Annotated in this window: 14 protein-coding genes; 3 read left to right on the plus strand and 11 right to left on the minus strand. The window is 68.0% G+C overall.

What is annotated here, in order from left to right:
- Positions 1-2 precede the first annotated feature (2 nt).
- The 5 genes from C5B96_RS09315 to C5B96_RS09335 form a co-directional block, all read right to left on the minus strand.
- A complete protein-coding gene (locus tag C5B96_RS09315) occupies positions 3-275 on the minus strand; it encodes a PTS sugar transporter subunit IIB (RefSeq protein ID WP_104245093.1) in 273 nt (90 codons plus the stop codon).
- Between the two features lie 45 nt (positions 276-320).
- Positions 321-761, minus strand: coding sequence for a PTS sugar transporter subunit IIA (locus tag C5B96_RS09320; protein ID WP_104245094.1), 441 nt, complete (start codon positions 759-761; stop codon positions 321-323).
- Positions 762-767: 6 nt separating this feature from the next.
- Entirely contained in the window at positions 768-1,889 is a 1,122-nt protein-coding gene (locus tag C5B96_RS09325) for an adenosine deaminase (RefSeq protein WP_104245095.1), read from the minus strand.
- A gap of 106 nt (positions 1,890-1,995) precedes the next feature.
- The gene (locus C5B96_RS09330; protein ID WP_104245096.1) at positions 1,996-2,778 is read right to left on the minus strand and encodes an IclR family transcriptional regulator; all 783 of its coding nucleotides are present in this window, start codon (positions 2,776-2,778) and stop codon (positions 1,996-1,998) included.
- An 8-nt stretch (positions 2,779-2,786) separates the two neighbouring features.
- Positions 2,787-3,983, minus strand: a complete 1,197-nt coding sequence (locus C5B96_RS09335; protein WP_104245202.1) for an adenosylhomocysteinase — start codon at positions 3,981-3,983, stop codon at positions 2,787-2,789.
- A 97-nt stretch (positions 3,984-4,080) separates the two neighbouring features.
- Here C5B96_RS09335 and C5B96_RS09340 point away from each other — a divergent pair, with 97 nt between their 5' ends.
- The 3 genes from C5B96_RS09340 (at position 4,081) to C5B96_RS09350 (ending at position 5,706) form a co-directional block, all read left to right on the plus strand.
- Positions 4,081-5,028: a nucleoside hydrolase gene (locus tag C5B96_RS09340; protein WP_104245097.1), complete on the plus strand. Its 948-nt coding sequence runs from the start codon at positions 4,081-4,083 to the stop codon at positions 5,026-5,028.
- A gap of 229 nt (positions 5,029-5,257) precedes the next feature.
- The gene (locus C5B96_RS17370; RefSeq protein ID WP_158507154.1) at positions 5,258-5,434 is read left to right on the plus strand and encodes a hypothetical protein; all 177 of its coding nucleotides are present in this window, start codon (positions 5,258-5,260) and stop codon (positions 5,432-5,434) included.
- Complete coding sequence (locus tag C5B96_RS09350) at positions 5,431-5,706, plus strand: hypothetical protein (RefSeq protein ID WP_146078136.1); 276 nt, start codon at positions 5,431-5,433, stop codon at positions 5,704-5,706. Before C5B96_RS17370 ends, C5B96_RS09350 begins: the two co-directional genes overlap by 4 nt.
- Positions 5,707-5,757: 51 nt before the next feature.
- Here C5B96_RS09350 and C5B96_RS09355 read toward each other — a convergent pair whose 3' ends face one another.
- From C5B96_RS09355 to C5B96_RS09380, 6 genes are all read right to left on the minus strand, one after another.
- Positions 5,758-7,056 (minus strand): thymidine phosphorylase, encoded by a 1,299-nt coding sequence (locus C5B96_RS09355; RefSeq protein WP_104245100.1) that lies wholly within the window; start codon positions 7,054-7,056, stop codon positions 5,758-5,760.
- Positions 7,057-7,197: 141 nt separating this feature from the next.
- The gene (locus tag C5B96_RS09360) at positions 7,198-7,617 is read right to left on the minus strand and encodes a cytidine deaminase (RefSeq protein WP_104245101.1); all 420 of its coding nucleotides are present in this window, start codon (positions 7,615-7,617) and stop codon (positions 7,198-7,200) included.
- A 10-nt stretch (positions 7,618-7,627) separates the two neighbouring features.
- A complete protein-coding gene (locus C5B96_RS09365) occupies positions 7,628-9,028 on the minus strand; it encodes an ABC transporter permease (protein ID WP_104245102.1) in 1,401 nt (466 codons plus the stop codon).
- Positions 9,025-10,305 (minus strand): ABC transporter permease, encoded by a 1,281-nt coding sequence (locus tag C5B96_RS09370; protein ID WP_233189103.1) that lies wholly within the window; start codon positions 10,303-10,305, stop codon positions 9,025-9,027. Before C5B96_RS09370 ends, C5B96_RS09365 begins: the two co-directional genes overlap by 4 nt.
- On the minus strand, positions 10,302-11,849 hold the full coding sequence (locus tag C5B96_RS09375; RefSeq protein WP_104245103.1) for an ABC transporter ATP-binding protein: 1,548 nt from the start codon (positions 11,847-11,849) through the stop codon (positions 10,302-10,304). The genes C5B96_RS09370 and C5B96_RS09375 overlap by 4 nt, the downstream gene beginning before the upstream one ends.
- 90 nt (positions 11,850-11,939) lie before the next feature.
- Positions 11,940-13,052, minus strand: a complete 1,113-nt coding sequence (locus tag C5B96_RS09380; RefSeq protein ID WP_104245204.1) for a BMP family protein — start codon at positions 13,050-13,052, stop codon at positions 11,940-11,942.
- Positions 13,053-13,224: the final 172 nt, after the last annotated feature.

Raw genomic sequence — 13,224 nt, forward strand, 5'->3', positions numbered from 1 at the left:
GCTCAGCCCAGCGCGACCTCGAGCTTCGCCGTCAGCTCGTCGACGTCGAAGTAGTTCTGCACCACGATCACGTCGGCATTCGTCTTGCCGAGTCGCTCGACGAACTCCGGCGACGTCAGAATCACCTGCGCATCCGCCGCGGCGACCGCCACGCTCTGGATGTCCGTCGCCGTCACCTCGGCCTCGATGTCGAGACGCGCCAGCGCGCGCTCGGCGTTCACCTTCAGGATGCCCGAGGTTCCGACACCCGCGCCGCAGATGGCCACGATCTTCATTTCACACTCCGAGAGACTTCGCCCACGAGCGACGATACTCCGCATTCACGCTGACACATCGAAGACCGCCCGCACCTCGGCCACCGACCGTGCGGTCGCCAGCCGGTCGATCGCCGTCGCGTCGTTGAACACGTTCGCCAGCTCTGCGACCCCGCTGACGTGGTCATCGGCGTTCGTCACGGCCAATCCGATGACGACCGACACCGGGTCGTTGTAGGGATGCCCGAATACCACCGGTTCCGCCAGCGTCACCACCGACATCCCCGACTCCCGCACATCGGGCCCCGGCCGCGCATGCGCCAGGGCGAGACCCGGAGCGATCACGATGTAGGCGCCGAACTCCTCGACCATCGCGATCATCCGTTCGCCGTACGATGCCTCCGCCACCCCGGCCGCCTCGAGCGCCGCGGCCGAGAGCAGCACGGCCGCGCGCCAGTCGTCAGCGGTCTGGCCGAGGAGGATCCCCGCGTCTGAGAGGGCGAGCATCCCGGTCTACGCCTCGTCGAACCCCTCGGAGATGACGTCGGCCAGCTCCTCGCGGTCTTCGATCGGCAGGAACGTGGCCGCCGCTGCATTCAACTGGAACGTCTCGAGGTCGGTGAGGTCGTAGTCGAATACGTCTGACAGCAGGGCAAGCTCACGGCTGATCGTCGTGTTGCTCATCAGGCGGTTGTCGGTGTTGACCGTGACCTTGAAACCGAGCTGGTAGAGCAGGTCGAAGGGGTGATCGGCCAGCTCGTCGCCCCAGCGCGTGATCGCGCCGGTCTGCAGGTTCGACGACGGCGCGAGTTCGAGGGCGATCTCCCGGTCTTTGACCCACTGCGACAGGCCACCGAGCGTCACGTAGGTGCTCTCGTCGTCCTGGCGTTCGATCGTTATGTCTTCTGCGAGCCGCACCCCGTGGCCGAGTCGCAGCGCGCGACCGTCGAAGAGCGCCCCGCGGATGCTGTCGAGCCCATCGGCCTCGCCGGCGTGCACAGTCACCGGGAAGTACTGGTGCGCGAGGTAGTCGAAGGCGGCCCGGTGATTGCCCGCCGGGAAGCCCAGCTCGGCACCGGCGATGTCGAAACCGACGACGCCGCGGTCGCGGTGCCGAACGGCGAGCTCGGCGATCTCCATGGCCCGGTCGGCGTGCCGCATGGCCGTGACCAGCTGGCCGATGCGGATGACGCGACCGTCGGCCAGCGCGTCATCGATGCCCTGCTCGATGCCGGCCTGCACGGCTTCGACCGTCTCGTCGAGCGTCAGCCCGGTCGAGAGGTGCTGCTCGGGCGCCCAGCGCACCTCGCCGTAGACGACGCCGTCGGCCGCCAGGTCTTGCACGAATTCCCGCGCGACGCGACTGAGACCCTCGCGGTTCTGCATGATCGCGATCGTCACATCGAAGGTCTTCAGATAGTCGACGAGCGAACCCGAGTCGGCGCTGGCCTCGAACCACTCGCCCAGAGCGTCAGGGCCGGCCGCCGGCAGTTCGAGCCCGATGGCGTCGGCGAGTTCGACGATCGTCTCGGACCGCGGGCCGCCGTCGAGGTGGTCGTGCAGCGAGATCTTGGGCAGGGAACTGATGCTGATGTCGGTTCCGCTCAGAAAATACTCTTCGCCTCTGTCTGACATCGGTTCCTCCTTGGTGAGGCGAGCGCCCCGTTGCGAACCCGCGCGCCACGCGTCGAGCAAGACACAATCTATCGGAACGAGCTGCCCGCGCTCTGCTCAGAATGTCTCATCTGCCGTTGCCGAGCAGACTTTCAGCGATCTCCCGGGCGGCCACCTCCGCGTGCCGCGCGACGAACGCGCTGGTGCGTTCGCTGAAACTGGTCGCGACATAGGGCACGGTCAGCACCGCGATCGCACGGTCGGTGGATGCCCGAGCCGTGGAGTTACGCTCGCCGGATGCCCGTGCCGGCTCCAGCACGGGAAAGACGATGTCGGTCACCCCGGGCTGCAGGGCGTCCGGCCGTTCGAGGTGCCCGCGCGCGCGTATCGCCGCGAGGTCGGACGCCGGAACACCGCCCACCCCGACCTCCGCCCCGGCCCCCGAGAACGCGAGCTGCACCAGCCCCGACGCCGTCGTCTCGACGGGGAACAGCGCGCCCACCCGCACCTGGAACCCGAAGTCGCTCGGGCTCACGACCTGCGCGACCACCCGCATCCGCCCCGCATCGAGCACGCTCAGATTGCACGACGACCGGGTCTCGTCGGCGAGCCGGCGCATCGGCGGGTGCGCGGCGGCGACCAGGGAGCGCAGCGGCTCCTGCCGGTGGGCGAGATCGAAGAGCCGCGTCGACAGCTGGTAGAGACCCGACTTCGCATCGCGATAGAGGTAGCCGCGTCGTTCGAGCAGGGTCAGCACGCGAAAGATCTGGGCGACGTTCCGCCCGATCTCCGCTGCGATCTCGGCCTGGCTCAGGCCCGTGTCGCTGTCGGCCAGCAGTTCGAGCACGTCGAGCGCCTTGTCGAGGGCAGGAACGGCGTACTCGGGGGCCGAACCCGTGCGGTCGGGCATCCGCTCGCCTACTCGGCGGCCGACATCGCCGCCAGCATACGCCGCGCGATGGTGCGCTCGATGTCGTCGGGAACGGGCTGCGCGCCCGCCGGCAACGAGCCCGACGCCGCCTCAAGCGCGACCCGTTCGAGCGAGAGGGTCTGCAGGAGGAAGCCGAGATCCATCGACTGGATCGAATTGCCCTTCGGCGACCGGCCCGCAAGATTGAACATACGCCCCTGCGCGATGAGCACGAGGTGGCGGCCATCGGGCAGCTCGATCCGGTCGATCGCGTCGTCGACCGCGCGGCTCGACGTCGACGATGCGAGCAGCGCAGGCACGTCGATCTCCCAGGGGAAGTGCCCGCAGTTGGCGAGAATGGCGCCGTCGTGCATCCGCTCGAAGACGGCTGCGCCGACCACGTTCGGCCGGCCCGTCGCCGTGATGACGACATCGGCCCACGGCGCGAGGTCGACGGCGGTCGACACCCGGAACCCGTCGAGCGCCGCTTCGAACGCCTTCAACTCGTCGATCTCGGCGACGGCGACCTTACCGCCGAGCGAGCGCAGGTAGTGCGCCACACCCCGCCCGCACCAGCCGTAGCCGACCACCACGAATCGGGTGCCCGGCATCATCAGGTTCGTGATGCGCATGAAGCTCTCGGCGACCGACTGCCCGACCGCATGCTTGTTCTCGCCGATCTGCTTCAGCAGGCTGTCGTTGATGACGATCACCGGAAAGGGCACCTGACCGGCGAGTTCTGTGCGCAGTCGGTCGCCGCCCGAGGTCGTCTCCTCCGTTCCGCCCAGGATGCTGCCGGTCACCCCGCGCGCGACGACTCCGGCCGCGAGGTCGCCGCCGTTGTCGAGCAGGATGCTCGGCTGCGCATCGAGCACGCGCAAAACGTTCGCGTGGTGCTGCTCGAGGTCGTCGTCGCGGCGGCCGAAGATCGTCATCCCCTGCCCGTTCAGGTAGGCGACGACGTCGTCCTGCGTCGACCCGTGGTTGCCGGTGCCGACGATCTCGGCGCCGCCCGCCGCCAGCGTCTCGACGAGAACCGCGGTCTTCGGCTCGACGTGCAGCGACATGCCGATGCGGTGGCCGGCGAACGGCTTGGAGCGCGCGAACTCCTCGCGGGCCTGGGCGAGCAGGGGCATGCGGGAGCGGATCCATTCGACCCGGCGGGCTCCGGATGCGGCGGCGTCGGTCATCTGCGTGTCGGTCATGCCGACCATCCTTTCATATATGAACGGTGCTTTCATATATGCTTTACCGACAACCTGCTCGGAACGGGCAGCTGTCGGACTCGACCGGGAGGACCCCATGGCGCGCAAGATCATCCTCGACTGCGACCCCGGGCACGACGATGCCGTGGCGATGCTGCTGGCGCACGGCAACCCCGACGTCGACCTGGTCGCTGTGACGACGGTCGTCGGCAACCAGACCCTGGCGAAGGTGACGAAGAACGCCCTCTCGGTGGCGCGGGTTGCCGGGATCACGGGCATACCCTTCGCGGCCGGCGCTGTCAGGCCGCTCGTTCGGCAGGTGGAGGTGGCCGAGAGCATCCACGGCGACAGCGGGCTCGACGGCCCGGTGCTGCCCGAGCCGACGATCGAGCTGGATCCCCGGCACGCGATCGACCTCATCATCGACACGATCATGGCGTCGGAACCCGGCGAGATCACCCTCGTGGCCACCGCCGGCCTCACGAACATCGCCATGGCCGTGCGCAAAGAGCCGCGCATCGTGCCGCGCGTGCGCGAGATCGTGCTGATGGGCGGCGCCTACGCGGGCGGCAACTGGAGCGCGACCTCGGAGTTCAACATCATCATCGACCCCGAAGCCGCACACATCGTGTTCAACGAGGCGTGGCCGCTGACGATGGTGGGGCTCGACCTGACGCACCAGGCACTGGCGACGCCGGAGGTCGCGGCGTCGATCGCCGCCATAGACACGGCGCCCGCGCGCTTCGTCGGCGAGTTGCTCGAGTTCTTCGGCGAGGCCTACCGCGAGCACCAGGGCTTCGACTCGCCGCCGGTGCACGACCCCTGCGCGGTCGCCTACGTCATCGACCCCACGATCATGACGACGCGAAAAGTGCCGCTCGACGTCGAGCTGACGGGCACGCTGACGCTCGGGATGACGGTGGCCGACTTTCGCGCGCCGGCCCCCGCCGACTGCACCACCCAGGTCGCGGTCACCCTCGACGCCCCGCGCTTCTGGGCGCTGGTGACCGACGCCCTCCGCCGCATCGGCGACCCCGCCCTCTAGCGCCGCCCGCCGCGACCGCTCCCTCGCGCTCCGCCAGCCCACGCCCACCCCCGCCCTCGGCGCGCCTCCCCTCGCCGAAGGGACGCATATTGTGGCCACGGCGCTCCGTTGGGACGATTTGCGTCCCCTCGATCGCTCACACTCAACCGCGTCACTCGGCGCCGCTGCATTTGAACGTCACCTCGCGAAAAAATAATGAGAAGTCGTCGCTTTGTGGGATGATTGCTTCATGCTGTATTTCGTCTTCGCGGAGCTGGAGCCACCGTTTGCAGAGCGACCGCTCCGCGCCCTGGCGGTGCGCGACACTGGGGTCGGCGACCTGAGGGGTGCGGTGGCCGCGTTCGCGGCCGTCGTAGCCGTCGGCTCCGGTCCAGAAGACAAGAACGTCGGGTGCGCCCGCTCATGACGCAGATCTCGGTGCACCTGGGGGACGACGTCGATGCCGGAGAGGCGCTGCGATTCTGTCTCGCGATCGTCAGCGACGCCCGATTCGTCGGCGCCAAGGAGATCCGACTGGCCCGCTCACGGGTGGATGTCTGGAGCGAGCCCGACGACGGTCCGGGAGAGCTGCACGTCGCGATCCCTGAGATGTCCAAGCAGGGCATGGCCGCGCTCGGATCGCTTCTCTTCCACTTGACGCAGAGGTACGCCCGTACCGGCTGGACACTCGACGACTGAGTTCAGACGGGCGAGACGGGGCGGTCAGCGGGACGGAGCGGAGCGGGCGGGTCAGCGGGGCGCGATGCGCTCCGCCACGAGGGGGCCGCGGGGCACGTACGAGGCGGCCGGGCCGATCGTGTAGGCGCCGTCGAGCGCCTCGAGGGCACGCTCGAAGCGCGACGGCTCGTCGGCGCTCAGCGTGAACAGCGGCTGGCCAGCGACGACCGTGTCGCCCGCCTTCGCGTGCAGGTCGATGCCGGCGGCGTGCTGAACAGGGTCCTCGGCGCGAGCGCGGCCCGCCCCGAGCCGCCAGGCCGCGATACCGAACGGCAGCGCAAGCTGTTCGAGCAGCACACCCGACGAGGGAGCCACGACCGTGTGCGTCTCGCGGGCGACGGGCAGCGCGGCATCCGGTTCCCCGCCCTGCGCCCGAATGACGGCCCGCCACGAGTCCATCGCCTGCCCCGACGCGAGCGCGCCCGCGACGTCTGCGTCGGGCTGCCCGGCCAGGGCGAGCATCTCGGAGGCGAGCGCCAGGGTCAGCTCGACGACATCCGCCGGGCCGCCCCCGGCCAGCACCTCGACCGACTCGCGCACCTCGTTCGCGTTGCCGATCGCCAGGCCGAGCGGGCGGTGCATGTCGGTCAGCAGGGCCGACGTGAGCACGCCCGCGTCGTTCCCGAGGTCGACCATCGTCTGCGCGAGCTCCCGCGAGCGATCGATGTTCTGCATGAACGCCCCCGACCCGAATTTCACGTCGAGCACCAGGGCCGCCGTTCCCTCGGCGATCTTCTTCGACATGATCGACGACGCGATCAGCGGAATCGCCTCGACGGTTCCCGTGATGTCCCGCAGCGCGTAGAGCTTCTTGTCGGCCGGGGCGAGGCCGCTGCCGGCCGCGCAGATGACTCCACCGACATCGCGCAGCTGCGCGAACATCTCCTCGTTCGTCAGCGACGCGCGCCACCCGGGGATGCTCTCGAGCTTGTCGAGCGTGCCGCCCGTGTGCCCGAGACCCCGTCCAGAGAGTTGCGGCACGGCCACACCGAACGACGCGACCAGCGGCATCAGGGGCAGGGTGATCTTGTCGCCGACGCCGCCGGTGGAGTGCTTGTCGACGGTGGTCTTGCCGAGCCCCTCGAAGCTCATCGTCTCGCCGCTCGCGATCATGGCGAGCGTCAGGTCACGGATTTCGTCGCGACCCATTCCGTTCAGAAGGATCGCCATCGCCATGGCTGCCATCTGAGAGTCTTCGACGTAGCCGCGGGTGTAGGCGTCGACCAGCCAGTCGATCTGCGAGGTGGTCAGCCGTCCGCCGTCACGCTTCGCGCGGATCAGGTCGATGACGTCGTGGGCTTCGGTGCTCATGTGGTGCTCTCTGTGCAGGTGACGATGGAAGTGGCGGTGACTGTCGCGACGTCGACGGCGACGGTGGCGTGGGCCAGGCCGACGGCGACGGCCATGGGGGCGACGACGACGGCGAATGGATGCTCGGGGCCGACCGCTGGCTCAGCCGCCCGTTGCCTCGCTGTACTCGACCAGGGTGCGCGGCCCGAACGCGTCGGGCAGCACCTCGTCGATGGTGCGGATGCCCGACACCGTCTCGAGCAGCATCCCCTCAGCCGAGTGCTCGTAGAGCAACTGCCGGCAGCGCCCGCACGGCATCAGCGCGCCGCCCTGCCCGTCGACGCAGGTGAAGGCGACCAGCTTGCCGCCGCCGGTCATGTGCAGCGACGAGACGAGCGCGCACTCGGCGCAGAGCGTCAGCCCGTACGACGCGTTCTCGACGTTCGCCCCCGAGATGATGCGCCCGTCGTCGACTATGGCCGCGACCCCGACGGGGAAGTGCGAATACGGAACATAGGCGTGCGTCGCTGCTTCGTTCGCAACGGCCCGCAGGGCATCCCAGTCGACCGGGGTGTCGGTCATGACGAGCTCCTTATGACTTGATGTACGGTCTGCCGGATGCCGCCGGCCCCCGCGAGCGGCCCACCAGCCCTGCCACGGCGAAGATGGTGAGCACGTACGGCAGCATGAGCATGAACTCGGAGGGCACCGGCGAGCCGATGATGCCGAGCACATTCTGCAGGTTCGAGGCGAACCCGAACAGCAGCGCCGCGAGCGTGGCCCTGATCGGATCCCACTGGCCGAAGATCACCGCCGCGAGGGCGATGTACCCGGCGCCCGCCGTCATCTCCTTGTTGAAGCTCGGCACCGAGACCAGCGTGAAGTACGCCCCACCGAAACCGGTGATCGCACCCGCCAGCAGCACGTTGCGAAAGCGGGTGCGGTTGACGTTGATGCCGACGGTGTCGGCGGCCTGTGGATGCTCGCCCACCGCCCGCACGCGAAGGCCCCACTTGGTGTGGAAGAGCCCGAAGAACACCGCAGCGACCGCGATGTACATCAGGTACACGACGATGGTCTGCCGGAACAGCGTCGGGCCGAGGATCGGGATCTCGCTCAGCAGCGGGATCGCGATGCGGTCGAAACGCGGCGGCGTGTTCAGCAGCTCGGCGTTCTTCGACAGAACCTGCGAGTAGAGAAAGTTCGTCAGGCCGATGACCAGCACGTTCAGCACGACGCCGACGATCACCTGGTCGACGAAGTACTTGATCGCGAAGGCGGCGAGCACGAACGACACGAGCATGCCGGCGACCATGGCCGCGACGAGGCCGAGCAGCGGCTGGCCGGTGAGCGACGCGATGACCGCCGAGGCGAAGGCGCCAGCGAGGAGCTGGCCCTCGATGGCGACGTTCACCACGCCGACCCGCTCGGAGATGACCCCGCCCATCGCTCCGAAGATCAGCGGAACGGAGAGCGAGACGGTTCCGACGAGCAGGCCGGGCACGGGGAGGGTCTGGCCCGCCGCCGCCCAGGCCAGGAAGCCGAACAGGAACAGCACGCCGAAGATGCTCGTGAGCCAGAGCGGCACGCGGCGATTGGCCCGCACCCGCAGCCAGGCGATGATCGCGATCACCAGCAACAGAACCGTGACGACGATGCCGGCCACGCGCGTGGGCGTCTCGACCGCCGGAAGCTGGATCAGGTCGCTGTCATTCGAGAGCCGGAAGGTCGAGACGCCGTCACGACCGAGGATGACGAACAGTACGAGCGCGATCAGCGTGAAGATGCCGAAGGCGATGGGCGCCTTCCACGATTTCACGATGGTGCGTTCGAGGCCGTTGGAGGAATCGGGATGCTCGTGCTGGGTCGCCGACGACACGGCAGCCGGGTCGACGACCTCGACCGCCAGGTTGCCCGAACCGGAAACGCTGCTCGAACCGGAAACACTGCCGGGGCCGGTAACACTGCCGGGTTCAGAAATGGGGGAACTCATTTCGCTGCCACCGCCTTCGCGAGCTTGACGGGCTTCTTCTTACGGGCGACACCGGGCGTCGGCAGCCGGAACACGGCACGCACGAGCGGCGGCGCCGCAATGAACAGAACGATCAGCGACTGGACGACGAGCACGATGTCGACCGGGATGCCCTGGCCTGCCTGCATCGCGAAGCCACCGGCCTTGAAGGCGCCGAACAAAATGCCGGCCACGAAGATGCCCCAGGGGCGGGAACGCCCGAGCAGCGCCACCGTGATCGCATCGAAGCCGATGCCCGCGTCTATTCCGGAGGAGAACCCGGTGGTCACCGTGCCGAGCACCTGGGCCACACCGGCGATTCCGATGAGCCCACCCGAGAGCAGCATCACCGTGATGTAGGAGTTCTTGACGTTGATGCCGGCCACGCGGGCTGCGTTCGGGTTGACACCGACGGCCCGGAACTTGAAGCCGAGGCTCGACCGCGACAGCAGCCACCAGACGAACACCGTGGCGGCGATCGACACCAGCAGCCCGGCGTGCAGGTTGTACGACGACCCCAGCAGGTCGGGGTAGACGGCGGTCGGCAGCATGGCCGGGGTCTTCGGGTTGTTCGAGCCGGGGGCCTGCAGCAGCCCCGGCGTGCGGAGCATGTACGACACCAGGTACACGGCGACGTAGTTCAGCATGATCGTCACGATGACCTCATGCGCACCGGTTCGCGCCTTCAGCAGCCCGACGATGCCGCCCCAGATCGCGCCTCCCGCGATGCCCGCGACCACCGCGAGGATGAGGTGCAACCCGTACGGCAGCGGGAACGAGTAGCCCACCCAGCCGGCAGCGGCCGCGGCGATGAGCATCTGCCCCTGGCCGCCGATGTTGAACATCCCCGCCCGGAAGGCGAGGCCGACGCCGAGACCGGCGGCGATCAGCGGCGTCGCGAAGGTGAGCGTGTCAGTCAGGGGCTTGATGCCCTTGGCGAAGTCGAGGGCGCCGAAGTTGTAGACCGAGCCCTGGAAGAGGGCGCCGTACGCGCCGGAGACGGCGACCCAGATGGCCTGGAAAGTGTCGCCCGGCCGGGAGAAGAAGTACCCCGACGCCGTCTGCACGTCTTCGTCGGTGACCGCGATCAGGATGCCGCCGGCCACCAGGGCGAGCAGCACCGCGAGGATCGAGATGACGACACTGCCACCCATGATGTCGCGGAGCACCTGGTTCGACTTCGGCGCGGGCGCCACGGCCTTCGCCGAATCCGGCGCGGGGCCTGATGCGGGTGCTGGCGCAACTCGGGTGTCGCTCACAGAAGCGCTCCTTCTACTTCGTCGGTGTCGACGGTGGTGATCACGTCGGGCACTTCACCGGCCATCATGAGGCCGAGCACGTCGCGCGAGGTGTTGCCGGGTACGATGCCGACGATGCTGCCGCGGTACATGACCGCGATGCGATCCGCGAGCGCGACGACCTCGTCGAGCTCTGTCGAGACCACGATGACCGGCACGCCGGCGTCGCGGGTCTCGACGATGCGCTTGTGCACGAACTCGATCGACCCGACGTCGATGCCGCGGGTGGGCTGCGCCGCCACGAAGAGCCGCAGGTCGCGGCTCAGTTCGCGGGCCAGCACGACCTTCTGCTGGTTGCCGCCCGAGAGCCGGCCGACGGGGGTCTGGATGCCCTGCGAACGCACATCGAACTCCTTCGTCTTCTCTTCGGCGAACTGGTTGAGGTAGTTCAGCTGCAGCGTGCCGCGCTTCACGAACGGAGCCGTATTCGAGCGGTCGAGCATCAGGTTCTCGGCGATGGTGAACTCCCCGACGAGCCCGTCGTGATTGCGGTCTTCGGGAACGAAGCCGACGCCGGCTTCGAGCACGGCGTTCACGCTCATGCCGACCAGCGACTGGCCGTCGAGGGTGATCGAGCCGAGCACCTTCTCCTGCAGGCCGATGATGGCCTCGCTCAGCTCCGTCTGGCCATTGCCCTGCACGCCGGCGATCGCGAGCACCTCGCCCCGGCGCACCTCGAAACTGACGTGGTTCACGACCAGCTGGCCGAGAGCATCCACCACCGACAGGTCGGAGACGACCAGGGCCGCGTCGCCGGGGTTCGCGAGCTCCTTGTGAACGGTCAGCTCGACCGCCCTGCCGACCATCAGCGAGGCGAGTTCGGCGTTCGAAGCGGTGGGCTCGGCCTCACCGACCACCTTGCCGAGGCGGATGATCGTGATGCGGTCGGCGATTTCCCGAACCTCGCGCAGCTTGTGGGTGATGAAGACGATCGAGGTGCCCGCATCGCGCAGCTGCCCCATGATGACCATCAGCTCATCGGTCTCCTGCGGGGTGAGCACGGCGGTCGGCTCGTCGAACACCAGTACCTTCGCGTCACGCGACAGCGCCTTGATGATCTCGACGCGCTGCTGCACCCCCACGGGCAGGTCGTCGACGAGCGCGTCGGGGTCGAGGTCGAAACCGAACCGCGCGCTGATCTCCCGCACGCGGGCACGCGCGGCGTTGAGGTCGAGCCGGCCGCCGGCCTTCGTCTGCTCGTTGCCGAGCATCACGTTCTCGGCCACGGTGAAGACCGGGATGAGCATGAAGTGCTGGTGCACCATGCCGATTCCGGCGTTCATGGCGTCGCCCGGGCCGGCGAAGTGCTGCTCCCGGTCGTCGAGCAGGATGTCGCCTTCGTCGGCCTGGTAGAGGCCGTACAGAACGTTCATCAGGGTGGACTTGCCTGCGCCGTTTTCGCCGAGCAGGGCATGGATCTCACCCGGCCGCACCACGAGGTCGATGTGGTCGTTGGCGACGAGGGCGCCGAAACGCTTCGTGATGCCACGCAGTTCGAGCTTCATTACTTCACCCTACCTGTGGGTCGAACGGTTAAAGAAAGGGTGGGGAAACCGGACGAATCCGGCTCCCCCACCCCCGTGCTGACGTGCTGACTACTTCGAGAGGTACGACTTCACGGGGATCTTGCCGGAGACGATGTCCGACTTGATCGAGTCGAGCTCACCCTGCAGGCCCGAGTCGACCTTGCTTTCGAAGTTGTGGAACGGCGCGATGCCGACGCCGTCGTTCTCGAGGTCGCCGATGTACGCGGCGGTGTCGAAGGTCGTGCCGGTCGCCGACGCCTTGACGACGTCGCTGGTCGCCTGCTTGATGCCCTTCAGCACCGAGGTGAAGTACAGGCTGTCGTAGGTCGGGAACGTGTCGAACACGTCAGCGTCGGCACCGAGCAGTGCGACATCTTTACCCGAGTCGGTGATGGCTGCGCCGGCGCTCTGGAAGATGGGGCCACCGACGGGCAGCAGAACGTCTGCACCCTGGTCGATGAAGTTCTGCGCCGTGGTCTTGGCCGTGTCGTTCGCCTCGAAGCCACCCGTGAAGGTCGCCGCGTCGGGGTTGGCCGAGTCGTAACCGAGCACCTGCACCGACTTCGACTTCTGCGTGTTGTAGTACGCCACGCCCTGGGCGAAGCCGTCCATGAAGATGGTGACGGTCGGGAAGTTCATGCCGCCGTAGGTCGCGACCTTGCCGGCCTTGCTGTAGCTCGCCGACGCGTAGCCCGCGAGGAAGGCGGCCTGCGCGGTGTCGAAGAGGATCGGCTTGATGTTCGGCGCGTCGGTCTTGCCGTCGAAGTCGTTGTCGGCCGCATCGTCGATGATGGCGAAGTCGACGTCGGGGTTCGCGAGCGCAGCGGTGACGGTCGCGGCCGAGAGCGCGAAGCCGACGGTGACGATCAGCGTGCAGTTCTGCGAGATCAGGCTGTCGATGTTCGGGGCGTAGTCGGTCTCTGCGTTCGACTGCACCTCGATCGGGTCGACGCCCACCGCGGCGGCGCCGTCTTTGAGGCCCTCGTCACCCAGCTGGTTGAACGACTTGTCGTCGAAGCCACCGAGGTCGGAGACCATGCAGGGCTTGAAGCCGGCGACGGCGGAGGCCGTCGGAGCGCTCGACGACGAGGTGGTGGGGGCCGATGCGCAGCCGGCGAGCAGTGCCGCCGTTGCGAGAGTGGCCAGGCCACCGAAGACGGCGCGGCGTGTGGTGTTGCTCAAGATGTCCTCCATAAAGTGCTGCCCGCTGACGGACGCAGGGTGCTGTGGGGTTACACGTTACCCAAAGTTACGTGCAGCGTCGTGCCCGCTCTGTGCTTTGCAGCGCAAGCGTTACAAAGCCGTGGCGGCTCGTTAATCTAGCGGAAATGTCCACGGCGGGTTTGCGCGTTCT

The sequence above is a fragment of the Subtercola sp. Z020 genome (assembly GCF_002931235.1).
GTDB lineage: Bacteria > Actinomycetota > Actinomycetes > Actinomycetales > Microbacteriaceae > Subtercola.